This is a genomic window from Mesorhizobium comanense (genome assembly GCF_005503535.1).
Taxonomy (GTDB): Bacteria; Pseudomonadota; Alphaproteobacteria; order Rhizobiales; family Rhizobiaceae; genus Mesorhizobium; species Mesorhizobium comanense.
The window spans coordinates 60,920-83,749 of record NZ_SCNN01000023.1; the positions used below are offsets into that span (position 1 = coordinate 60,920).

At 62.9% G+C, this 22,830-nt stretch carries 27 protein-coding genes; 6 read left to right on the forward strand and 21 right to left on the reverse strand.

The window, feature by feature from the left end:
• Positions 1-47 precede the first annotated feature (47 nt).
• Positions 48-1,412, reverse strand: coding sequence for an ArnT family glycosyltransferase (locus FFS37_RS28660; protein ID WP_232375799.1), 1,365 nt, complete (start codon positions 1,410-1,412; stop codon positions 48-50).
• Between the two features lie 383 nt (positions 1,413-1,795).
• On the opposite strand from FFS37_RS28660, the gene FFS37_RS28665 reads away from it, so the two are divergent.
• Both FFS37_RS28665 and FFS37_RS28670 read left to right on the forward strand, forming a co-directional pair.
• Positions 1,796-2,503 carry a hypothetical protein gene (locus tag FFS37_RS28665; protein ID WP_137934336.1) on the forward strand — a complete coding sequence of 236 codons (708 nt, stop codon included), beginning with the start codon at positions 1,796-1,798 and terminating at the stop codon, positions 2,501-2,503.
• Positions 2,504-2,589: 86 nt separating this feature from the next.
• The gene (locus tag FFS37_RS28670) at positions 2,590-3,990 is read left to right on the forward strand and encodes a flavin monoamine oxidase family protein (protein WP_171026465.1); all 1,401 of its coding nucleotides are present in this window, start codon (positions 2,590-2,592) and stop codon (positions 3,988-3,990) included.
• A 114-nt stretch (positions 3,991-4,104) separates the two neighbouring features.
• Here FFS37_RS28670 and FFS37_RS28675 read toward each other — a convergent pair whose 3' ends face one another.
• The 8 genes from FFS37_RS28675 to FFS37_RS28710 form a co-directional block, all read right to left on the reverse strand.
• Entirely contained in the window at positions 4,105-4,203 is a 99-nt protein-coding gene (locus FFS37_RS28675; RefSeq protein WP_137934338.1) for a putative RiPP precursor, read from the reverse strand.
• A 326-nt stretch (positions 4,204-4,529) separates the two neighbouring features.
• Complete coding sequence (locus FFS37_RS28680; RefSeq protein WP_137934339.1) at positions 4,530-4,823, reverse strand: hypothetical protein; 294 nt, start codon at positions 4,821-4,823, stop codon at positions 4,530-4,532.
• Positions 4,824-5,027: 204 nt separating this feature from the next.
• Positions 5,028-5,498, reverse strand: coding sequence for a GNAT family N-acetyltransferase (locus FFS37_RS28685; RefSeq protein WP_137934340.1), 471 nt, complete (start codon positions 5,496-5,498; stop codon positions 5,028-5,030).
• A 111-nt stretch (positions 5,499-5,609) separates the two neighbouring features.
• Complete coding sequence (locus FFS37_RS28690; protein WP_137934341.1) at positions 5,610-5,927, reverse strand: hypothetical protein; 318 nt, start codon at positions 5,925-5,927, stop codon at positions 5,610-5,612.
• A gap of 63 nt (positions 5,928-5,990) precedes the next feature.
• On the reverse strand, positions 5,991-6,185 hold the full coding sequence (locus FFS37_RS28695; protein WP_137934342.1) for a hypothetical protein: 195 nt from the start codon (positions 6,183-6,185) through the stop codon (positions 5,991-5,993).
• On the reverse strand, positions 6,170-6,409 hold the full coding sequence (locus FFS37_RS28700) for an ABC transporter permease (protein ID WP_137934343.1): 240 nt from the start codon (positions 6,407-6,409) through the stop codon (positions 6,170-6,172). The genes FFS37_RS28695 and FFS37_RS28700 overlap by 16 nt, the downstream gene beginning before the upstream one ends.
• Positions 6,406-6,606: a hypothetical protein gene (locus tag FFS37_RS28705; protein WP_137934344.1), complete on the reverse strand. Its 201-nt coding sequence runs from the start codon at positions 6,604-6,606 to the stop codon at positions 6,406-6,408. Before FFS37_RS28705 ends, FFS37_RS28700 begins: the two co-directional genes overlap by 4 nt.
• A 2-nt stretch (positions 6,607-6,608) precedes the next feature.
• A complete protein-coding gene (locus FFS37_RS28710; RefSeq protein WP_137934345.1) occupies positions 6,609-7,343 on the reverse strand; it encodes a glycoside hydrolase family 108 protein in 735 nt (244 codons plus the stop codon).
• A gap of 406 nt (positions 7,344-7,749) precedes the next feature.
• On the opposite strand from FFS37_RS28710, the gene FFS37_RS28715 reads away from it, so the two are divergent.
• Positions 7,750-8,061 (forward strand): hypothetical protein, encoded by a 312-nt coding sequence (locus FFS37_RS28715; protein ID WP_137934346.1) that lies wholly within the window; start codon positions 7,750-7,752, stop codon positions 8,059-8,061.
• 299 nt (positions 8,062-8,360) lie between these two features.
• On the opposite strand, the gene FFS37_RS28725 is transcribed toward FFS37_RS28715, so the two are convergent.
• The 9 genes from FFS37_RS28725 to FFS37_RS28770 form a co-directional block, all read right to left on the reverse strand.
• Positions 8,361-8,549: a hypothetical protein gene (locus FFS37_RS28725; RefSeq protein ID WP_137934348.1), complete on the reverse strand. Its 189-nt coding sequence runs from the start codon at positions 8,547-8,549 to the stop codon at positions 8,361-8,363.
• Positions 8,550-8,559: 10 nt separating this feature from the next.
• Positions 8,560-9,255 (reverse strand): hypothetical protein, encoded by a 696-nt coding sequence (locus FFS37_RS28730; protein WP_137934349.1) that lies wholly within the window; start codon positions 9,253-9,255, stop codon positions 8,560-8,562.
• The gene (locus FFS37_RS28735; RefSeq protein WP_137934350.1) at positions 9,255-11,675 is read right to left on the reverse strand and encodes a phage tail protein; all 2,421 of its coding nucleotides are present in this window, start codon (positions 11,673-11,675) and stop codon (positions 9,255-9,257) included. The genes FFS37_RS28730 and FFS37_RS28735 overlap by 1 nt, the downstream gene beginning before the upstream one ends.
• A 579-nt stretch (positions 11,676-12,254) precedes the next feature.
• A complete protein-coding gene (locus tag FFS37_RS28740) occupies positions 12,255-12,776 on the reverse strand; it encodes a virion core protein, T7 gp14 family (protein WP_137934351.1) in 522 nt (173 codons plus the stop codon).
• A 3-nt stretch (positions 12,777-12,779) separates the two neighbouring features.
• Complete coding sequence (locus tag FFS37_RS28745; protein ID WP_232375800.1) at positions 12,780-13,472, reverse strand: hypothetical protein; 693 nt, start codon at positions 13,470-13,472, stop codon at positions 12,780-12,782.
• Between the two features lie 51 nt (positions 13,473-13,523).
• Positions 13,524-15,992: a hypothetical protein gene (locus FFS37_RS28750; protein ID WP_137934352.1), complete on the reverse strand. Its 2,469-nt coding sequence runs from the start codon at positions 15,990-15,992 to the stop codon at positions 13,524-13,526.
• A complete protein-coding gene (locus FFS37_RS28755; protein WP_137934353.1) occupies positions 15,992-16,591 on the reverse strand; it encodes a hypothetical protein in 600 nt (199 codons plus the stop codon). Before FFS37_RS28755 ends, FFS37_RS28750 begins: the two co-directional genes overlap by 1 nt.
• A gap of 394 nt (positions 16,592-16,985) precedes the next feature.
• Positions 16,986-17,975 carry a Coat protein gene (locus FFS37_RS28765; RefSeq protein WP_137934354.1) on the reverse strand — a complete coding sequence of 330 codons (990 nt, stop codon included), beginning with the start codon at positions 17,973-17,975 and terminating at the stop codon, positions 16,986-16,988.
• Between the two features lie 51 nt (positions 17,976-18,026).
• Positions 18,027-18,938, reverse strand: a complete 912-nt coding sequence (locus FFS37_RS28770; protein ID WP_137934355.1) for a hypothetical protein — start codon at positions 18,936-18,938, stop codon at positions 18,027-18,029.
• 74 nt (positions 18,939-19,012) lie between these two features.
• On the opposite strand from FFS37_RS28770, the gene FFS37_RS28775 reads away from it, so the two are divergent.
• Positions 19,013-19,252 carry a hypothetical protein gene (locus FFS37_RS28775; protein WP_137934356.1) on the forward strand — a complete coding sequence of 80 codons (240 nt, stop codon included), beginning with the start codon at positions 19,013-19,015 and terminating at the stop codon, positions 19,250-19,252.
• Between the two features lie 3 nt (positions 19,253-19,255).
• Here FFS37_RS28775 and FFS37_RS28780 read toward each other — a convergent pair whose 3' ends face one another.
• A complete protein-coding gene (locus FFS37_RS28780; RefSeq protein WP_137934357.1) occupies positions 19,256-19,828 on the reverse strand; it encodes a hypothetical protein in 573 nt (190 codons plus the stop codon).
• A gap of 264 nt (positions 19,829-20,092) precedes the next feature.
• Between FFS37_RS28780 and FFS37_RS28785 the strand changes: the two genes are divergently transcribed.
• Entirely contained in the window at positions 20,093-20,413 is a 321-nt protein-coding gene (locus tag FFS37_RS28785) for a YMGG-like glycine zipper-containing protein (RefSeq protein WP_137934358.1), read from the forward strand.
• A 440-nt stretch (positions 20,414-20,853) separates the two neighbouring features.
• On the opposite strand, the gene FFS37_RS28790 is transcribed toward FFS37_RS28785, so the two are convergent.
• Together FFS37_RS28790 and FFS37_RS28795 are read right to left on the reverse strand one after the other, a co-directional pair.
• Positions 20,854-21,168, reverse strand: coding sequence for a hypothetical protein (locus FFS37_RS28790; RefSeq protein ID WP_137934359.1), 315 nt, complete (start codon positions 21,166-21,168; stop codon positions 20,854-20,856).
• 246 nt (positions 21,169-21,414) lie between these two features.
• Positions 21,415-22,335: a TNT domain-containing protein gene (locus FFS37_RS28795; RefSeq protein ID WP_137934360.1), complete on the reverse strand. Its 921-nt coding sequence runs from the start codon at positions 22,333-22,335 to the stop codon at positions 21,415-21,417.
• A 198-nt stretch (positions 22,336-22,533) separates the two neighbouring features.
• Here FFS37_RS28795 and FFS37_RS28800 point away from each other — a divergent pair, with 198 nt between their 5' ends.
• Complete coding sequence (locus FFS37_RS28800; protein WP_137934361.1) at positions 22,534-22,827, forward strand: hypothetical protein; 294 nt, start codon at positions 22,534-22,536, stop codon at positions 22,825-22,827.
• The last annotated feature ends 3 nt before the right edge of the window (positions 22,828-22,830 follow it).

A 22,830-nucleotide genomic window follows, 5' to 3' on the forward strand; every position in this document is an offset into this window, starting at 1 on the left:
AGCGCAGGGATCAGGCATCAAGTCAGCGTCGGCGTGAAGCGTGCGCTCTAATCCCTGGCATGCCTGGTCCGGCTGTCTAACGGCAGCGGCAGATGCCGCGTGCCCGGTGGAATGACGGCAAAGCTCACCAGAACCGGCGGCGCCTTGAGAGACCAGTTGAAGGGAACCGTCTTGACCGGGAGGTCGCCTACCCAGGCCCGCAGCTGCGAGGGCACCTCGGGGCCTCTCCAGATCAGCAGCATGCCGTTGTCATAGAGGCGCTGCCTTGTGATCCAGGGCGCGAAACGCGTGTTGAGATCGGTAAAGATCGAGGGCTTGTCAGAGGCATTGAGGCCGGCCAGCATGGCCAGGTTGGTATCGCCGCCGACAATGTCGAGCCGGCCAGGCACCACCGCGTGCCACACTGCCTCGGCCTCTTGCGAAATCGGCCGGGCCGGCCAGCAGACGGCATCCATGCGGCCGCGCAGATTGCAACCCGTCCAGCGCAGCGCCGCATAGGCGCTTGAGACGGCGACAATGAAGAAGAGCGCACAGACCACAAGCCTTCGCATCTCGGCGACGCCAAGCCGGTGACCGAAGAAGGCAAGCACCACGACGCCGACGAGATTGTACATCGGCGCGCCCCAGGCTTCGCCCGTGCCGGTGAACAAGGACGCCACCATGATCAGGGCAGGAGGACCAAGCCCCATCCACACCAGGTAGACCAGAATGCGGCGCTCGACGGGTGTTTCGGGAGCCGGAGAGCGCCTTAGCAGCCCCGATATCGCCAACACCACGAAGAAGCCGGCGAGCCCGGCCATCTGCACGCCGATGTAGTAGAGACGCGCGCGGTGCGCGCTCACCCACTGGTCGCGATCCGCGAAATAGGTCAGCGGCAGGAAATCGATGCGGTACAGCTCGATGGCCAGTGGCGCCGCCACGGCAACAAAGACGGCAAGGCCGAGCCATGGCCACGGGGTCGCCAGCCGGCTGCGCGCACGCGCGTCCGACAGAAGCCAGAGAGCGCCGAAGGCAAGCAGCAGACCGGTCGAGAACTTTGCGTAGAGCCCAACGCCTGACACCAGCCCGAGCGCCAGCCACCAGCCCGGGCCGTCACCGCGGCCGGCGCGCCAGAGCAGCCAGCATATGGCTGCCCAGAAAGGCATCTGGGCATAGTCATGATTGAATTGCACGGTCGGCCAGCCGAAGAAATAGATCGACGGCATGAAGAGAACAGCGGCAATCGCACGGCGTGGGCCGAGCATGTCGCGCGCCAGCAGGTAGACGAGGACGAAGGTGGTCGTCACCGTGAGTTGGGACAGCAGATATTGCGGCCAGCGGAAAGAGCCTGTCAAAAGATGGCTGGTTTCGAGCAGCCAACCGGGAAGCTGCGGGTGCTTGTAGGTCAGAAGCACCCATTCGCGGCCCCACATGAAACCCTCCACGACATCGCCCGGAGGTGCGGGGTTGATAAGCGCCGGCGCCAGCGTCCAGCACACTATCTGCGCAAGGCACAGAAGCGCCAACAGCCGCCAGGGATGACGAAGCAGGGCCGACCAGGCTGGCGAGGGATTCAAACCCGGGGCAGGTAAACCTGCCGGCACCCAACGATCCATGGAGTCATCTATTCCCGCCATGCGGCGCTTTAATCACATCGTCCGGTTTTCCGAACAGCCCCAAACGCCGAAACTTACAAAAAAGTATACTTGCGCGCCATTGCATAACCAAGATTGGACGGGAATTTCATGCCGCGTTTCCCTCCCCCAAGGCAGAACTGGGCGCAAAATCCGGTTGGCCTGAACATCCCGGACATCCGATGCGTCACCAGCATGCCATCATCCACCACCGCGCACTCGACTTCTGGCTGGCGCGCGGCGCCGTCCTGGTCATCATCTGCCTGCAGCTTTTGGTCATCAACGATCTTTCGTTCGGTCCCCGCTGGTTGGCGCCGGCAATCGAGGCGGCGCTGCTGGTGCCGCTGTCCGTCGCGACAGCCTGGACACAAGTCGCCACCCAGAAGGCTTTCGAGGAAGAGCACTGGCATCTGGTCGGCCGCTTTCGCGTGATGATCCGCAGGACGGCGCTGGTCATGACCGGTGTCGTCAGCGTCATGAACTGCGGTTCGCTGGTGTTCCTGGTGCGCGCCTTGCTCGCCGGCCATGCCGGTTCGAGCGGCCAGACCCTGCTGGTCGACGCGCTCAACATCTGGGTCACCAATGTCATCGTCTTCGCCCTCTGGTTCTGGAGCACCGACCGCGGCGGGCCGCCGACCTGCGGCCTCGTCAAGCGCGCTCAGGCTGATTTCCTGTTTCCGCAGATGACGCTCAACGACCGCGAGATCCGGGACTGGCTGCCTGGGTTCGTCGACTACGTCTTCCTCGCCTTCACCAATGCGACGGCGTTCTCGCCGACCGACACCATGCCGCTTTCGCAGCGCGCCAAGCTTCTGATGATGGCCGAGGCGCTGATCTCCCTGCTGACGATCGCGCTGGTCGCGGCCCGGGCCGTCAACATCCTGGCATAGGACGAACCACCCTGGGCCTTGCCAAGCCGGTCCATTGAAGCAAAGTAGCTTCCTGCCGGGTGGCTGGGACTTCGCTTGGGGGCCAGGTGGAAACGGACGTTGCGATCGTCGGCGGCGGCATTGCCGGCCTCTACGCCGCCTGGCGGCTCGCCGGCGCTGGCGGGAGGCGGATAAAGCTGTTCGAGGCATCGGGGCGGCTCGGAGGCCGCATTCATACGCTTTATCCTGCGCCGGGCCTGACAGTCGAACTCGGTGCGCAATCGATCCGGGACGACCATCATCTTCTCATCCGGCTGCTGCAGGATCTGGGCATCGCGATGCGTGCCGAGCAAAAGGATGACGGCGCGGGCCTTGTTCACTTGCGCGGCCGCACACGCTCGCACGCCGAGATCGGCAAGGCGCGGCTGCGCCGCCCCTTCGCCTATGATGTCACGGTGAGCCTCCAGCGCGGCGGCCCCGGCCGGTTGCTGCGAAAGGCCCAGCGCAAAGCGACGGACTTCGAAGGGCTTGCCGGAGAGCTCGGGCCTCGCCTGTCGCAACTGCTGAGCCCGCAGGAGATGGCCTATCTGGCGGACCGTTCGGGTTACGGTTTCTGGACCTCACCGGTCAACGCCGACGCGGTGCTCGGCTGGGCAGAACAAAGTCTGTTCAAGGGCTCGCACCAGATGTTCGACGTTCCCTCCGGCATGTCCTGCGTGACCGATGCGCTGGCGGCGGCCGCGCACGACAAGGGCGTGGACATCGCTACCGACTGTCCCCTCCTCGACCTGGCCATTGATGCCGGTGGCGCGATCACACTGGGCTTTGGCGGGCGTCGGCCACCGGTCCGGGCGGGGAGCGTGATCCTGGCGCTTCCCAAGGTCGCCATTGCCGGCCTTGGCGGCTTCAACCGCCTCGATACTGTCCGTGCGTTGCTTGCCGCGGTCGATGCCTGGCCGGTGGTGACCTCAGCCATCCTCTATCCGGACTGCTGGTGGACACATGCGGGCTTCCGCACCGCGATCGCGGTGACCGACCTGCCGCTCGGAATGGTCAGGCATTTCGGTGCCGAGGACCGGCCGCAACACCGCGGCATCGGTGCGCTCGCCATGTTCGCCGACGGTGAACGTGGCGCCTTCTGGCGCGGGCGGTCGCTTCCGGATGGCGCATGGCTGGCGTCCGACGATCCCGCCATGGCCGAAATCCGTCGCATGGTCGAGACGGTCTACCGGCCGAAATTGCGGCGCGCGCCTCCGCTTCCCCTGAAAGCCATGATCCGCGACTGGGCCGCCGCCCCGTTCGGCGGCGCCTTCCATCTGTGGGCGGCCGGCAGCAAGCCCGATGAGGCCGCCGCACTAGCCCTGCGTCCGGTTGCCGGTGCACCCATTCATGTCTGCGGCGAGGCATGGTCACCGAGGCAGGCATGGATCGAGGGCGCGCTGGAAACAGCCGAGAGCGTATTGCATCGCTATTTCCGGCTACCCGGACTGCTTGACGGGATCCCATGATGGAAACGACCGCCAGCCAAAAAGAAGAAAGGCCCGCCGCCCAGTCGGGCGGCGGGCCTTTGCAATGAGATGAGGGATTCGGATCTCAGGCCGGTTGGACCTGAGATCATCTCTCTAGGCGCTGCTGGTACCGGACACGGTGACCGCCGCGACGACGGCGGAAAGTTTTTCGCGGCGAAGCAGCGTCGGTTTTTCGTATGTCTTTCTGGTCATGATCCCCTTGTCCAATGTCGAAAGCCAAGCCCCTGTCGCGGTCGGAACACAGGATATATTGCGATGGCGGCGATGGTGTCCGAGACATGCAGGATCGGTCTGGTTCGTCAAACAGGCCTGCGGCGGATGGTCTGAATTGCCCGCTCCTGTCCGCACTTGCCCGCTCACCGTCTTCGGTTCGGACCGCCGGAGCCACTCCAGCGAACATGGCACCGCGTCCGTGCGAATCGCTTGATGGCGCGCTGCCATCGCGCCTCGACGCCAAACGCGAAATAGCCCGCCCGGCGAACCGGAGCGGGCTATTTGGGTTGCCCTGTTGGCTGGATCTAGTGACGCTTGCCGAGCTTGTAGCTGTTGCCGCCGGCAAGGTTGATGCCGATACCGCTCAGAATGCCCCCGACGAGGCTGGTCTTGTTGCCGCTGAGAATGCCCTCGACGAGGTTGCCGCTCAGGATGTTGTTGCCGCTGAGCACGTTGTTGAGCACGCCGATCTTGCCGAGATCGACCGTTGGCGAAATGTTGATGAGACTGCCCGAATTGCCTCCCCAGCCGCCGGCCTCGGCCACGCCGGCGGACGATGCGATTGCGGCAGCGGTGAAAATGACAGTGAACTTGTTCATGAAAGCTACTCCCGTTTGATTGATGGAGATGGCTTCCGTCTTCCGTGGTCTACCTCTGGTTTAACAATATATGAACGACCGGTACGCTCAAGTACTTACGGATCTTCAGTGCGATAATCAAAAATTAACAATAATGATTATGCATAATCGACATGATTAACTTTGCGGCGCCTGCAACATGGAGACAGGCAAGCGGCGCCGTTGTCAGACGGCGCCAAGGTCGTGTTCGAAAATCACTTGATCGCGCAGCGGAATCCCATCCACGAGCAGGCCTTCAGGGTAACCGGTCGAGGGCCCGAACGCATCCTGGACGATCCGGCACATGCGAAACCCCTGGCGCTGGTAGAACCGCAGGTTGCCGATGTCGGCCGTGGCCGTCGAAACGATCAGGCGGCGACCGTCGTGCTCGCGGCAATGGGCTACCACCGCGGCGACAAGGGCCTTGCCCACCCCCTCGCCCTGCCGTTCCGGGCTGACCGCGAGGCTCTTCAATTCCAAAGTGCCGGCAGTATCGGTCGCCGTGATCTGCGCGTGGCCGATGATCTCTTCGCCGTCGCGCGCGACAAGCACCTCGCCCTCACCGATATAGCCGGAGATCTGTTTGGGAGAATCGTCGGCCAAGGCAAACAGCGGCAACAGCGCGCTCCGGTCCCCGTCGTATTTTTCGATGTGCATCCGAAAGCCTGAGTCAATGCCACCGGGAACCGATGGCCCAGTCGCGATATAGCAGTGACCGGTCCGAAGCTATAGATACCAAGCCCGGCGCCGCCGAACCGAGTGTTGCCATCAATCTTCCGCCGTCGGCCGGAACCTGCGCACCACCATCTCGAACAAAATATCCGAAATCCACATGGCGCAGACGCCGATGAGAAAGGCGGCCGCCAGCGTCGTCGTGTCGTCATCGGCCAGTGGCAGGCCCGTGGCCCGGGCGTATTGTACCACGGGCAGCGTCAGATAGGCGGCGGCAAGGGCTCCGCAGATCGGCGAGGCCACCATTTCGCGCAGCTTGTAGCGGTGGCGCGAAAGCGCGCGCAGCACGCCGCCAGCCAGCCCCGCGGCAACGACAGGCCCCTTGATGCCGAGCAGGTCGAACAGGTCATGCATCGCACCACCTCCACGCAATCGGAAAACCGAGCAGCCGGGCAAGGCCCGGGGACAGGAAACCAGTCATGGCTTCCATCCGCAGAGTTTCTCGCCCTTGCGGTTGTGTGCCAGCAAAGCCTTGACCTCGGCGTCGGGCAGCGCGTCGATCGTGGTCGCCGACAGGCGCAGCGGGCTCGACACCGCGCAGAACCCGCCCGTGACGGCCATGCACCCGGCCATGGCGACAGCCATCGCGGCGAGCATCAGTCCCTTGCCCATGATCTGAGCTCCTTTCGGGCGGCGGCGGGAGGCAGCGCGCCGATATCGTTCTGGACCTGGCTGGCGATGTCGCGCGCCGCAGCCTCGGTGGCGGCCTGCCTGGCGCGTTCGGCCCGTTCGCCGGCAAGCCGCTGGCGCACGCCCCAGCCCAGAGCCGCGAGGATGGCGGCGCCGATGCCGAGGAGGGTCGGATTGCCGAGCAGGAATGACAGGAGCGCGCTCATCCGTTCGGCTCATCCTTGACCAGATAGCCGGCGGCAAAGACCGCGATCGGCAGAAGCGTGGCCCATGTCTCGGTGTCGTACCAGGAAGGCCAGACATTGCGCACGAAGATGCCGGACACGGACAGGGCGGCGGCGGCGATCGTGGCGGCCGTCAGCTTGTTGGTCGGGCGGACGGTCGGCTGGGTGACGGTGGGCATGGTCAGAAAATCTCCTGCAAGGCGGTGGCGATATGATGCCAGGTGGCATAGGCGGCAAGCAGGCAGCCGGCGACGAAGCCACCCGCCTTGGCGGCGATCACAACCCCGGAATTGCGTGACGCTGGCGGCGTTGGCCCGGCCTGTGGCGTGTTGGCGGCGGATATCGGATTTGCCGAGGGCGCCGACACCGTTTCCGGAGGTTGCACAGCAGCGGAATTCGCGCCTCGGGCCGACATCGACAAGGCCTGCGCGCGCACCGATTTGACGCGGTCGGACCAGCCACGCCCGAATGTCGGCCATGTCGGCAATCGCCTGAGGAACGCCAGCCTTACATCGCAAAGCTGGTCGATGACGACGCCGGCCGGTGTCGCGCGCACCGCACCAAGCGTTGCGGGGCCGATCCGCCCGTCCTGGGTGACGCCGGCGACAGCCTGGAGATACTTCGCCGCATTGCCCGGGCCACTGTTCACCGCGAAGTCGAACACGGCATAGTCCACGCCATCGGGCAGTTCGGCGCCGGCAACGGCGTCCCAGTAGAACCGCCGGTAGACGGTAGCGACCTGATCATCACTGATCGCGCGCAGATCGGCCTTGGTTGCGCCAGGCTTCACGTAGCGGCGGAAATTGGCGAGCGTCACGCCCTTCATCGTGGCGCCGCCCGGATCGGCCGGATTGTCCGACCAGCCGCCTTCGGATCTGAGCACAAGCGCAAGCGCCCGCGCGAAATTGCGGTCCATGGGAAGTCCTTTCGGAGATGATGGATTACGAACGGCGCAACAGGATGCGGCCGAATGAAGTATGATCAACCCAAGGCGATTGGATAAAGCTGGCAAAGCCTTGGGCAAACAGGACGAGAAATGGCACGGAGAAGTTTTATCTAGCGCCGGCGAGGTCCACACCTACGATCGAGGACATCTTGACCGCATGACGGCATCTGGCATGTTCACAAAAGCAGCGATCACAACCACGCTGATATGGCGCTGAACGCACTGCGAGAGTCGCGTGTTTCGTCTTGTCATTCGTGTAAAGCAGGATCGGGGTATCGACGAGGAAAATGCTGACGTCGGTGCCTGCCAGTGACAGTTGAAATCCCTTTTGCGAACGAGATATGATCTCGTCGTTGCATAGCGTGGAGCATCAGAATTGCATCATATTATTGCGCCCATCGATAGTAATGCTGACCGCGCCGCTCCTTGGAGCTGCGATATCGACTGCCAGAAGGTTTGCGTTGAGCTCGACGTCAAAGACCCAAGTGGCAGGCTCTATACAATCACCATCGAAGTGCAGGAAAACAAACTTGTCCTTCAGTGCTTCGACCCCGTCCACGACCTGCCGATGCGCGTCCGCCTCTCAGCCGACGGGACGATCGAGACCGATGACGAACGCTTCGGCGAGCAGATCATCCATCACGACAGGTTCCAGAATCTAGCCCCGGATGCCGGTCGAGGCGACTAGGCTGCAGGATTTTAATGGGCGGAGCTAAAGCTTCGACGCTGCGATAAAAACGCGTCGATTTGCTCGGATGAATATCCCAGGGCTGTGAACCCAGACTGCATCATCGATTCCGACCGGACAAACTCCCCTGAGAATTGGAACGCGTCCTGCAAAAGCGGGTCTTGTGACACTATCCAAGTTTGGACGGGCTCCAGAAGTCCCGAAATGCGCAACTGCATTCGAAAGCGCCGCGCCGATACCCGGTCAGGCGCGGGCTCATCCGCAAGCGAGTGCACGAACCTCGGCTCTCCGCCGACGATCTAGACCGTGCTGCCCTTGGAAATTTTGCCATCAGGCATAGGATCTGGATCGGCGACGGGCACCAGCGTGTAGCCGTCCAACTCCCACCCGGCTTGTCCCGGCATCGTCCATGCGCTGCCATCATGGGAGAAGCTGGCGCCTTCAGCGACAAGCCCGATAATCTGGTCGCTCTTGATCAATGCAAGCATATTCTACGTCCTATCGCTTCGCCCGAGGCGCGGTCTTGCCCCGCAGCGCTACGCTGTAGAAGTCGATTTCCACGTTTGGCGAGGAAGTGACATTGTGCAGACCAACCCAGCCTACAGATGTCACGCCACTATCCGTATCTGTGTTGGCCCATGTCCCAGGCTCGCTGTTACTGTCGAGCCAAGCCCGGCGTAGGAACTGGGTCCCGCTCAATCGAAAGCGCGCCCAAAACCATGCGTTAGTGGACATGTCGGTCGGGCTTGGCAGACCTTGGCCACCGATGGCGGAGCCCGACCCGGCAGAATATCGGGTTAGCGCGTGGGACCATTTATTGCCGTTGGTCGTGTTGCCAGTCGCCATTCGGTAGCCGGTTTCTGATCCAGCAGACCCAGAACCTCGGGCGTAGAGATTGACGAAATTGTCACTGTCAGAGCCGGCCGTGATTTTTCTGGCTCTCATGAGGATTTCGACATCGGCGACCAAAGGTACGCGATCCCAGGAGATCGCTTGGCGATTGGACGCCGTTTTCGTCCACCGCAGCGCTTGGCCGGAGATCGAACCTGCCGAATTCTGTACCAGGAACGTGAAGCCCCCGGTGACATAGCGGTTGGTCCAATCAGGCGGTTGCGCGCCAACCGTGTATTCAGAGAAATCCGTGACGAAGATATCGGGATCGCGCATAGGCTGCGCAGGCCAGATCAGCGTCATTACAGCGCCTCCAGCACAGCCGTAACGCCGGCATCCGTTTTGGAGATGTGGAGCTTGAATTTGGCCGCGTTGGTCGTGGCGTAGCTGTCGCCCTTCGGGTGGCCCGAGACAAAGCCCGAGAAGGTAATTGCGCCAGCCGATGCTCCGTTGGTGATGTCGATCGTCATATTGTAGTTGTTGGAGGTCGACGGCGCGGCGAGCGTGAAGGCGCCATTGGCTGCGATCTTGCGATAGTTGCCGCCAGTCGGTGCCGGCGTATAGGTGCCGGATAACTTTGTGCCGTCATCAACCGCGACCGAAGTGAAGCCGGCCGTCAGGCCGAGATTGTCGGCCGCCTTCTGCATCATCGACGTTGCGATCTTGGACAGCGTGTCGAAAGATGCGGAGACACCGCCCAGCACAACATCAATCGCCGCTTTGACGAATGCTGTTGTCGCCAATTGCGTGGTGTTTGTTCCTGCCGCCGCCGTCGGTGCGGCAGGGGTTCCCGTGAACGTCGGGCTTGCAGTATTCGCCTTTCCAGAAGCAGCCGCCGTTGCAGCGGCATCAGCGTATGCCGTGGTTGCAAGCTGAGTGGTATTTGTTCCAGGCACAGCCGTTGGGGCAGCAGGGGTGCCGGTGAAAGTTGGACTGGCTGTATTTGCCTTGCCCGACGCAGCCGCAGTGGCCGCAGCGTCGGCATAAGCAGTAGTCGCGAGTTGGGTCGAGTTTGTGCCAGGAATGGCGGTCGGTGCTGCCGGCGTGCCCGTAAACGTCGGGTTGGCCTTCGGCGCCAAGCTTGACACAGCGACACCGCTGTCCTTGGCAAGCTTGCCCGTCGTCCCATTAAACGTGGCGATATTGTCGGCGACTGCTGAGGCAGGACCGGCGATCAGGTCGGAAGCCTTGATCCCGCTGTCCTTACCCGCCTTGCCCGTCGTGCCGGCAAAGGTGACGATGTTGTCTGTCACCGAAGACGCAGGGCCGGTGAAGTCGCCGGAGCCAAGACCATCGGCACCTTTGTCGCCTGTGGCAGAGAAGAACAGCCAGCAGGCCTCACCATTCGCGATGGCGCCCGAGCCACCAACGTAAGCCAGTGTCAGTTTTCGGTAGCCAGTCCCATCAACCACAGATCCAGAAACGTTGAAGACGTGCTTCGTTGCTGCCGTCGTCTTCGACCGGATGGTCAGCTTGCCCTTGATCGTGTTGGTACTGTCGTCGAACGTGTCGAGGTTCGTCGCCTGGCTGACCCCGTCACTGTCCTGGTTGTCAACATATGCGGCAGTTGCGGAGCCGATTGTCGCGTTGTTCAGCCTGAAAATGCCGTTGCCTGGGTCGGCATCGGCTGTCGTGGCCGAGAACGTGAACGGCAGTGACGGTGCAGCCGTCTGGGCTGCTACAGCGCTCCCAGCAGCAGCGGTAGCACTGTTTCCTGCATTGGTCGCTGCGGTTCCTGCCGTCGTCGCCGAGCCGGCCGCAGCCGTGGCGGAATTCCCCGCGTTTGTTGCAGCCGTCGATGCTGTCGTTGCGGACCCGGCCGCAGCCGTCGCGCTGTTGCCGGCATTCGTTTCGGACGTGGCGGAGTTGTTCTTCGAGGTGTTGGCGGCAGTCGCAGAGCCAGCCGCAGCCGTGGCGCTAGCCGCAGCGTTAGTTTCGGATGTGGCGGCATTCACCTTCGAAGTGTTCGCCGCAGTCGCCGACGCCGCCGCGTTGGTGGCCGAGGTCGACGCGTTGCCAGCTGAAGTGTTGGCGGCCGTGGCCGAGCCTGATGCGGCGGTCGCCGATCCGGCCGCCGCCGTAGCTGATCCCGCTGCGGTGGTCGCTGAGTTACCGGCATTCGTGGCAGACGTGGCAGCGCCCGATGCCGACCCAGCAGCGGCAGTCGCCGAGGCGCCTGCATTGGTCGCGCTGGTCGTCGCGGCAGAAGCCGAACCAGATGCAGCGGTGGCGGACGTTGCCGCGTTCGTCGCTGAAGTTGCAGCGCCGGCCGCACTATTCGCCGCAGCGGTGGCTGACCCTGCAGCGGCTGTGGCGCTTCCAGCTGCAGCCGTGGCCGCCGTCTGCGCATCGCCCAACGTGTTGTCGGAGAGATAAAGCGACAATGTGATCGCGCTCGTCCCAATCACCGGCGCTTCGGTCTGGAATGCAAAGACCCTGGCTGCGTTCGTGGCGCCGGCCTGCACATGCACCGTCGTTCCCTTCTGCAAGGTCCGCGAAGTGCAGGCGTCGGACGCCCTATACCACTGACCGGCGCTGGCGGTGTAGATGCCATTCCACTTCGGGTCTGACTGGTCCTTGACCAAGACGCGATCGCCAACATTGGTCGCCACACCGTCGATCGTCTGGAGGCCGTACAGCGAAATATTGCCCGTCGTGGCGATGCGCACGGGTTCGCGTTCGCCGGTCAACAGTCGAACGGCAGCGGTTGCAGGTCGGGCCATGAGGCTTCTCCATGAAAGCCCGCGACAGCGGGGATGATTGATGCAGGTGATCTGGCCGGCTCAAGCCATCGCGGCCGCCGATCCCACTTTGAAATAATAAAAAAAATTTCTACACTGCGCAGGTATATTTCGTGATTATATTATCATAAATGGAGATTATTTCCGGTTTATTGCGCCAAATGTCGCCATGCGCCCTCTTGAGGACAACCTAATACCTTTAGCTACGCGGGACTCAGTGAGAAAATCACGTTTTGTTCGTAAGAATTTTGGTTTTATATTTAATATTTCGGTCAAACAGACGCCGATCCTAGGGAAGATACTCGGACGGCGATCCGCAAGGCAACGTGCGACAATCTTGCGTGCCGTCGTGCAGGTCGGCGCCGTTCGCCGGTGAGCGGCGATCTTGCGCCGAAAGCCTGCTGTTGCGCCATGCGCCGTTCTTAGTGCTCCGCGACGGCCTGCCACTGATCGCCGAACTGCTGCAACGCTTCGTTCACGAGCCGAGAACCTGGATACTGAACCGCATTGCCCGCATCGCGCCGGCTCTGGCCCACCGAAAGAGGGAGGGTCTGAACCATTTCAGTAAAGCCCGGTATAGCCACCGATAATAGCCCTGCTCGCCCGGGGCGACAGCGATGATCCACCGAAAGCCACGGACCTGGACGGATTGTAGAGACCCGAAAGGCCATCGATCAGGCTGCCGCCTGCCTTGAAGATCGAGTCCGTCATCGCCTGCCTACCCTGGAAGCGCGAGAGGGCCGCCTGATCGTTGAGGTTGTTCTGGCGCAGTTGCGAGCTGTATCGCGTCGAGTTGAGGTCGACCTGACCTTGCCTGGCATTCGCCGCCAGCACCTCTGTGGGCGAGCCGGCAATGCCGACGCCGGAAGCGCCGGCCTGGGCGCGCGCCTGCGCCTCCAGCAGGTCCTGCTTGCGGCGCTCCCGGTTCAGGTCCAGGGCGGTGCTTTGTGCCTCGGCCAGCGCCTGCTGCTCATAAACCCTGGCCTGGTAGTCGGCCATCTGCTTCTGCTGCTGGCCCTGCATCAGGGCGCCGCCGACCGAAACGGCCGTGCCCGCCAGTCCAAGAAGAGCAAGTGTGCACATGGTTCAGCCTCGTTCGCGAAGGGGTTTGCTTGCGGAAATGAATTTGCCTTTGCGGCCTCGGCCCTCGGCGCGCGGGTCCTGCCGCGCGGGCCCGCCAAGCGCCGGGCGCGGATCGAGCGCGCCGCCCGTGGCGATGAGCGAAAGGAGCTGCCGGTCGCCCGTCAGCCCTGCGCGGCTGAGGCGCGCGGGCGCCGCCGCGCGAGGCCCTGCCATGGCGGTGCGGCGGATGGCGACAAGGCTCACCTTCAGGCCCGCCATGCCGGCGGCATCGAACAGGCCGTTGGCGGTGGCGATGCCGCGGGCGAGTGCATCGGCCTCGAACAGTTCCTGTCGCAATTGCTCGACCAGCCGGTGGGCGGCACGCCAGCGCTCGCCGAGCCTTGCCGCCTTGGCCGCGGCCTCATCGCCAAGTGCGGCAATGTCGGCGCGCGCCTCGCTCAGCGCGGCCTCGGCGCGGCGCTTGCCGGCGGCGTCGATGGTCTTTTCCAGGGCCGCGATCCGGTCGTTGCAATCGTCGAGCGCGGTGCGCGCGGCGGCAAGGTCGCCATCACCGAAGACGGCGCGCTCCTCGGCCTCGGCCAACGGGCCTTTGCGCGCGATCGCGTCGTTGAGGTCGGCATCGAGCAAGGCGATGACGGCGGCAAACTCGGCAGCCGTCCGCGCCTTGCCGAGCTGATCGGCATGGGGAGATGTCATTGGGAATGTCCTTTTGGATGAAGCGTTATCTCCCCCTCGAGGGGGGATCAACTAAGGCTCGGCATCGAACACCGGCGTGAAGGCGCGGATCGTGCAGGGGGTCGGGTTGACATGGCGGATGCGCACCCGGCCCTGCCCTTCCCAGCTGTCGTCGATCGGCACCTCGACATTCCCGCTGAACAGCGTTGCCCGGCCATCGGACGTCACGATCGAAGGCATGCGCACCGGCTCCCAACGCCCGCGCATCAGCGACTGCACTTCCAGCCCCGTCGTGTCGGTCTCGAGCAGCGACAAGATCACTTTCGCCACCTTCTTGCGGCGGCCGATGATGGAGCCGTCCCGGCCGCCGACATCGAGTTCCAGCGTGTCGGCGCCCGCAGCATAGGGCAGCCCGAGCTGCCATCTGGCGGCGGTCGCGCCAGCTGGCAGCGTCACCGTGCCGCCGCCGCTGACGGCCAGGCCCCGATAGACCTTGCCGTCGGCCAGCACGTCGACAGACTGGCCCGCGAGATGCATCGCGCCGCCCACCGTCGCAACCGCGGCGCCATGATAAGTCAGGCCGCAATCGACCTCGAAGGCCTCGGCGACGGCGCCGTATTCGAAGGGCGCGGTCTTGATCTCGATATAGCGCCTCGTCACGCCGCCGATGGTGCGCTTGACGATGAGCCAGAGATCGTCATTGCCATCCTGGCCCGGCGTGACCGCCGCACTTTCGACCACCGCCCAGCCCGTATCGCCGAAGACGCCGCCCAGCCGATGTCGGTGCATGCCCCTGACGTCCTGGCTCGGCTGGTGTGTATAGCCACCGAGTTCACCATTATCGAGCGGGAACCAAAGCAGGGGATCGGGATCCGCCTGGAAGGCGAGCTCGACCACACCCTGCTTGGGAATATGCTCGGAAATCTGGCCGACGTCGTCCGACGTAAAACGGCTCTGCGCGGTCTGCGTCAGCTCTGCAATCGACCGGCGCGAGCGTGTGACGTAGAGGAACGACTGGCCGGCATCGACAGGCCGGATGCGGGCGCAGCCGAAAGTGCGCGAACGCCGGTTCTTGAACGAGGACGGGGTCAGCGCCTCGTCTATGCCAGAGCCCGACAAAGCGCGCACGCCTCCAGACGTGCCGATCAGCAGCGCGCCATCGGAATCGGCGATCCAGACGATGTCGTTGGCCTGGCCGCCGCCGGCCTGGACGAATTCCAGCGCATCGTCGTCCTTCTCGCCGAGCGCGAACTTGTCGAAATCGCCCGTGGCCGAGGCGTAGACGGAAAATTTCCGGCTGAAGGCGAGACGCTCCTCATAGAGCGAGCCGCTCTCGACATATTTGCCGGGCACGAAAGTGCCGAGCCGCCAGCGCGTGATCGGCGAGAGATCGGGAAGTGCGTGGCCGTAGAGCCGGATCTTGACGGATGTGGCGCTGGTCAGGCTGGTGACCTTGGCCCAGCGCCAGATATTGTCGCCGCCCAGTAGCCGGATCGCCCGGCCGACATCGCTCGTCTGAAACCCCGTGTCATTGTTGATGCCGACCAGCGATGAGGCAGTCAGGTCGAAGGGCGTCATCGTATCGCCATTTTCTGCCATGGCCAGTTCAGCCATGCTGGTGACGGTAGCGTCGCTGCCACCGCCGCCGGAAAACTTGAAGCGGTAGTATTGATAGGTGGTCGAGTTCTGGAAATCAAAGAACCGGACTTCCGAGCCCGACCATCCGATCTCGCCGGCGCGGCTGTCGAGGGTTGTGTAGTTCGAGCCGTCGTTCGATCCCGAAAGCACCCAGGCCGTGCACATGTCGCCATTGCCCGCGACACTGTCGGTACAGGCAATCCAGTAGGCGTTGACCGCCCTCCCTTGGCCCGCGGGGAACTGATATTGGACAAAGCCGCTGCTTCCGTCGCCCACCTTCACATACTGGTTAAAGTCGCGGTCGAATATCCTCCAGCTGCTAGATCCCGTCCCATCATCGGTCACCGTGCCGCTCGGTGCGCTCGAGGATGTCATCCTCGGCGTCGCATGGCCGGTACTGGTCGGCGTCAGCGTGGTGGCTGTTGAGTTGATGTCGTCATAGGGGCCGTCGAGGAACTGGAAGTCGTCGAGCGTCCAGGCGGTATGGGCCGTGCGCGTCAGCACTTTCGGCGGATAGTTGCGATGGGTGATCCACATCTGGTCGGCGGATTGGACATAGGCGAGCTCGAACAGGTCCGCCTCAAGATAGGGCGAAGCCACTTCCACCGTGCCGACGCGGGCGCCATAGGCATAGACGCGAATATACTGGTCGCCGAATTCGAGCGCATAGGCCTGGTCGGCGGAGAAGATGAACGGGATCAGCCGCGTCTTCTTCGCCGACACCTTGACTTCACCGGCAAAGTAGGTGCCGCCGCGCTTGCGGATGCCGCCATGCGGCAGCGTGACGAAATTCTCGCACCGGGCGAGTGCTGCCCGGTAAAAATCGAGCGAAGCGCGCGCGTGGAGGCGCGGCGAAATCTCGCCGCGGGTGAAGACGTCCTGAACCGGATAAAGCGAGGTCATCAGCGCACACCCCTGCCGTCGCCGCGCTGGAGCGACCAGGAAGCGGTGTAAAGCCGCCCGCCCCGCTGGATCGCATTGGCATTGAAGGCGGCGTCCAGCGCGCGGTCATAGGCCGCGCGGGCCACGTCGATCATGCCGGACTTGTGCGTCAGCGGATGCGCGATCTTGATGGCGAGCGCCGCCACGAGCACTTCGGTGAACAGCGCATCCCAGTCATTGGGGTCGGTCAGGTTGGCGACATAGCGGATGACGAGCGGCCCCGGCTGGTCGCAATAGATGAGGCCCGCCTCCTGCCGCCAGGAGATCGGCACGCCATCCGCCTCGCCATTGTGGGTCAGCGGCAGCGGGCGCAGGCAGTCGGCCGGCAGTTCATAGGTGAAGTTCAACGTGCAGGCACCGTTGCCGCTATCCGATCCCGCGATCGTTGCGCGCAGGATCGCGAACACCCAGGCGCATTTGGTCAGCTCGGCCTCACGCGTCAGGTCGAAATGCAGGTTGAGCAGGCGCGCCGCCTTGACGTCCTGGTCGAGGCTGTCGATCGGCGCCTCGTCGAGCACGGCGAGCGCCATGTTGGCGATGTCGAGCGGAGTGATGGCCATGGGTCGCCTCGTGGTGAATTGCGGGGATGGAAAAAAGCCGCTCGAGGCGGCTTGGGGATTTCTATTCCGGTAGGATCGGCACTCTACGGCGCCCCCCTCTGGCCTGCCGGCCATCTCCCCCACAGGTGGGGAGATCGGATGTCGCGCCGGCTTTCGCCAATCTCCGCCATTGCAGGAATGAGCGCGGCATTGGAACCGCTGATCTCCCCCCTCGTGGGGGAGATGGCCGGCAGGCCAGAGGGGGGCGCGAAGGAACGCCAGCGCCTCACCGCTCGCTGGCCGGCGTGCAGGCCGAAGCTGGTCAGGAATTCCACCTCGACCAAATCGGACTGGAGAACGTTGCCACGGGCATCCGGAGCGGGAGATGTTTCCCCCGCCCCTCGCCTCGGCCCGATCAGGCCTCGGTGGTCTTCAGCGCGATGAAGGTCATGTTCTTCACGCTCGACGCCGTGCGGTCCCAGTTTACCGCCAGCGCCAGTTCGGCATCGGTGGCGAACTCACCGGCCGAGGAGGCGTCGAGGAAGCGGGTGCCCGGCACGTGCGGCACGAAGTGCCGGCGGCCGACCATTTCGGTGACGCCGCCGCCATGGCCCTGGCGCGGCTTGCGGTCGAACTCCAGCGGGCCGCCCTCGGTGTTGACCGGCAGCTCGTTCCACAGGATCGCCTTGTCCTTGAACATGAAGGCGGTGTAGACGCCGCCGGCCACCGGAATGTCGTCATCGACTACGCAGCGCAGCCCCATATAGTAGGGGATCAGCGGCCCGCCCTGCTCGGAGGACGGCACATAGTCGATGAGGTCGGCGAGCTTCAGCGCCTTCATCTGCTTGGAATGCATCCAGATCGTCTTGAACTTGTCGGCGCGGTCGCCCATCAGATAGGCGGCCTCGATGATGTCGGTGTCGACGATGGAGGCGCCGGTGGTGCGCACCAGGTCGCCGCCATCATTGGCGATGTTGTCCGCCACCACCCCCTTGAGGATACCGAGCAGGGTCAGCTTGTTGGCGCGCTGCCAGTACTCGGTCTGCCGCTTGACGATCAACTTCTGCGGATCGTCGCCGGCAAGGATCGAGGTCAGGTCCGGAACGCCCCAGGCCTGGGCGCGCACGTTGCGGGCCGCGACCTCGCGCCGCGAACCGACCTTCTTCATCTCGATGCTGTCGGCCGGGTCGTCGTTGACAGGCTCGGACGGGTCGTTGCCGAGATCCTTCCAGCCGGGCATGTCGACGGAGCGGCCCCCCATCGACAGTCTCGAGGAGATGGCCGGGTCAGAAAACAGGATTCCCGCCTGGTAGATCTCCAGCGACTGGACATGTTCTTCGAAAGCGTATTGCGCATAGACGGACGGAACGATCGCATCCGCGATGCGGGTGTAGGCATCTGCCATTTTTGTCTTCCTTCAGGTTGGGTTTGGTGGTTGAGGTGTTGCGGATGCGGCCTAAAGCGGGTTGTTCGGCATCCAGAGTTCCGGGTTCTCCCCGGCCTCGCGAGCCAGCCGCCGGGCGCGCGCCGGGTCGCTTCTGACGAGGGTGGAGATGGCCGTCAGGTTGCGTTCGCCGGAGGCGTTGCGCCTGAAGGGGTTGCCCCCTGCCGGAGCCGCCCCGCCGTCGATTGTGTCTTCCCTGAACATCGCTTCGCCGATGGCGTGGAACGCCCTGGCGATCTGCGGATCGGTCAATGCCCCGTCCGGCAGAAGGATGCCCTTGGCCTTGTAGGCATCGACCAGGCCGAGCTTCTTCATCGCCCGGTTGGCGACCTCCAGCCTGCCGCGAAAGCCATCGCTGTCGGTCGGCCCCCATTCCCGCACCAGTTCGTCATGCGTGGCCTCGACCGAGCGGGCGAGCGCGATCTGTTGCGCCTGTGCCTGCTCGGCCATGTAGCCGACGAACTTGTCATGGTAGGCCTGCGCGGTCCGGGGACTGGCGCCCGCTTCGACCGCCCAGGCCTTGGAGGCGCTGGCGAGCTCGTCCGAATAGGCGAAGTTTTCCGGCAGTCCCTCCGGACGCCGGTACTCGACTTTTTCGGCCGACGTCAGCGGACGCATCTGCTCGGGCAGCCGGGCATGAAACTTCTCCCAGTCTTCCCTCGATGCATCCTTGCCTGGAACGCGCAGGCTCTCGCCCTGCTGCCGCTCCAGTTCCGCGTAGGACGTGAAAACCCGATCGAGATTTTCAGTCCTGGTCCAGCCCTTGGCTTCAGCAAGCTTGCGGTTGCCTTCGGAAAGACCGTCAAGCCAACTTTTCGCGGCGGGCGCGGCGGACCTGTTGTCCGCGCCGGCCGATGGCCCAACTGGGTTGCCCGCAGGCTGCGCGCGCGCCGCCACGGACCCGGCGTCTGCCAGATCTGTCATGTGATGTATCCTTGATTGTTGGCAAAAATGATCCGTGCGATGCTGCGCGGTCACGAACTTGTTCGGAGGCAGTCATGGCCAGAGGGCTCTACCGCCACGGCGAAACCGTCGCGATGGTCCTGTTCGAGAAGAATTCCATGATCGTGCCGAAAGACGATTATGATCTGCGCGGCTACCAGCCGGCGTTCGAGACGCTTCCGACACATGCCGAATGGGTGGAGAGGCATCGTGTCCATGGGCAGGAAAGCATGACACAGGCGGAGTGGAGGGCCTGGTTGAACAAGACCGGCAGGGATAAGCCTGACCCGCGCTGAGACTCAGACGTTATCGCCCCAGTTCTCCCACAGCAGCGTCACCGTTCCCGTCACCGCGAGCGTCCCGTCGGCGTCGATGTCCGTGCCGGTGGCGAAGGCGAGGTTGAGATAGAGGTCGATCGGCGTCACCGTCCCGTCGAGCGTCGAGGCCGCCGCGATGTCGGCGGTGGAGGCCGACGAAAAAGCGGGGCCCGCCCCATCCAGCGTCCGGCCGGTGGAGGCCAGCACATTGACCATGGCGCCGGCCAGCGTCGCGCTCGACGCCGCCGCTGAGCCGAGCGACCAGGTCAGCGCCGCATTGTCGTTGATGGTCGAGGCGCGAGCGGTCTGCACCGAAAATTGCAGCCGCGCCGTGCCGCCCTTGATGCGCACCTTGCCGTCGGCGAAATCGAAGATTTTCTGGGAGGCATAGGCAAGCGCGTCGGTGACCGGCACCTGCATGCCGGTGAAGGTGAAGACAGTGCGGAAAGCCCCGCCCTGCCCAGATGTCACGGCCTTCAGGCCGGGTCTGGGCGGGGCGAGGCCGGCCTCGCGGGCGGCGGCACGGGCAAGGGTGCGGGGAAGTCCACGCGTCATTCTGCATCTCCATTTATTGAAAATTTCGGGAACGGCCTCGGGGCAGGCCGGTATGGTCGACAAGCGACGCCGCGCTGCAAAGCCTGAATCGATTTGCCAGCGGGCGGCGCTACAGCCTTGTTCCAAAGCTGTTTTCGCGGGTTTCGGCCCATCAACGCCCGAGAAACCATGACTCACTTCGTGAGCGGCCCTGCCCCCGTTCCGCCGCAATGCGGCCGCAGGTGGCGATTGATAGGGATTTCAGACCTTTAAGGGAGACCTCGCATGACCTTTCACAAAGCCATTGCCGCCGTGGTTCTGGCCGCCGCGCTTGCGGGCTGCCAGTCGCAGACCGAAGGCCAGCAGCGGGCCACGACGGGCGCCCTGATTGGCGGCGCCGGCGGCGCCCTCGTCGGCCAGGCGATCGGCGGCAACACCAAGAGCACGGTGATCGGCGCGGCCAGCGGCGCGCTGCTCGGCGCAGTCGTCGGCTCCGCCACCACCCCGCAGGAACCGCGCGGCCGGCAGCTCTGCCGCTACCAGGACCGCTACGGCCAGATCTACACGGCCCCCTGCGACGATCGCTACTACAACGGCAATTATTGATCCTGTCGGCCTCTTCCTTCTCCCCGTTCAACGGGGAGAAGGTCCCGGCAGGGAGATGAAGGGCAGCAGCGCCAACGTCTAGGATGTCGGCGCCGTTGAAGAATAATGACGGCGCGTATTGCCGATCGGCGAGAGGCCAATTCTGAATTCCGGAGCGCCGCTCCCCCGCAACCATCGCGGCATCCGCATCGGCTATCGCGGCGCAAACAAAACCCGCCTCGAAGGCGGGTCGCTGGCGCAAATCAGTACCATGGACGGAAGTGTAGCATTGCTGCCGTCACTGCGTCAATGGACTTGAGAATAAAATCCTATTGGACATTCTTTTCGGCGTAGGCGAGCCGTGCATCTTCTCCTGCCGGATCGTCTTTCCGGTTAGGTCTCGTGTCCGCCATGCCCGCCCTATCCGATTACCGCCATGTCATTCAGGCTGTCTATCGTGCTCAGTCGGATTGTTTCCTGGGAGCAGCCAAAACGACCTGCAATCCTCTCGCAAGATCAGCTCTTCTCATCCGTAAGCTGTCGCTGCCAGGGTTCAGCAGCAGCATCTGGTCATCGCTGAGGATAGAGATAAGAAGATTGCGGTCGATCGAAATACCTTGATCTTCGAAACCGCTGCCGGCCGCCTCTCGCTTGAATGTCGCTTCGTCGACAAAAATCGGGATGAAAGACTCTCCGTTTATGATGAAGTCCTGGAGCCTGATGTCGTGGCCTTTGACATCCTCCCAGCCACCAATGACAATGACATGGTCGCTCATCTCACGATCCTCTCGGTATCTGTCGCGACGTATGACTTTTCATAAGTGTTTTAAGAAGATATTCTAGAGCATCGGATTCCGTTTTAAAACTCTCCCATCTCGACTGCGAGCCGCGCTCGGTATAATATACACACCACGCGCCGCCGACCTTATCCAAAATAAATGAATCATCTTTTGTACTATACAAACTATAAGAATGAGGCATAATATTCTCATCATTAACAGCCGAATAAAATTCGTCCCTGGTCATTCCGTCAACCTCCTTAGATCCTTCCATAAATCCACGGCATCTCCAATCGATGTACGGAATTTGTACTGCGTGCCGCCGCCGCCTTGACCGAACCAGGGCGTGCTCTTTCCTGACAGAACCTTAACAGGCTTTGTAACCTCATACACATTGTATGGCTTGGTTTCTAATGTACCAGGAACGAGGCTTCGCATCCAAACAGGAGTACCTTCAGGAGCCGCGAAGGCGCCTGTTTCGGTCCCATAGCGGTCAATACGGGTCCCCACAGGTAAAGTCTCTTCCACAACAGGTCCTAGAAAACCGTCATTGGGCGGGTAGTAGGAATATAGACTGGTGCCGGTCTCCGATTTCGCTCCTGCGTCAGCAGCCTGACCGGGAGCAACCCTGGAGGTTGGCGTATTTGTCGCTTCCAAACCACTAACGGATCGTCCTGCTTGCCCTGCCGCCTTGGAACCGAGCCATTCAATCGCTCGCGCTATTCCTTTCCCAGCACCTTCGCCCAAGCCCCAGGTCGCCGCATCGGATCCCTGATGCATCATCAAGGCTTCAACGTCGTTCGCCGGCTCGTAGTAAACGTCTTTGTTCTCTGGAGACTTGACGCTGGCTCCGCCCAGTGAGGCAAGGTTGGAGCCCATCTGGTCACTGACCTTGCCTAAAAATATCCCTGCATTGGCGGCAAGTTTGCCAAGCGCTTTGGCCTCCGATGCAAATATTGAGCTGGTGGATGGCGGTTGATAGCCAGCCTCGACCGGCATAATCCAACCCAGGCCAACGGCAGCCAGTTGCTTACCCACGGCTGCCCGGGCGACAGGGCCGGAGGTTTCCGCAAGCAGCGCGGTTATTTTCGCGTTCTTTTCCTGCTGATACGTACTGGGGCTATTACGATTGTCCGAAAGCTCTTGAATGATGTACTGCGGCACCAGTTGGGGGTTCTCGATGCCCAGTCATTCTTGCGCGACAAGTCCGATGGCTCCCCGTTCAACGGGGAGAAGGTCCCGGCAGAGGGATGAGGGGCAGCGCCAAGGTCTGAATAAGCTGGCGCTGCACTTATCCTCAGAGCGTTTCGACGCTATCGTCTCCTCCTCGAGGGGATAACGATGCGATTTTCGATAGCCTCATTGCTGGTTGCCTGTTCGGTGTCCGCGCAGGCCAATGAGGCTGTGAACGTCGATCAGATCAGTGGCTGCCTGGTCTTGCCGGTTGCCGCCGTCGACAATCACATCAAAGCCACTTTCGAAGTGACCTTGGACAAGGCCGGCAAGGTAAAGTCGGTCGCCGTCATATCCTATGAGCCGCATTCCGAAGCGGCGGCGGAAGCGGCTCGGCAACTTTCGAGATCGGTCCAGCGATGCTGGCCGCCAAGCGCCAAAACCAGCCCGACGCGGATCACTGTGGATCTGAAAGAATTCTAGGCA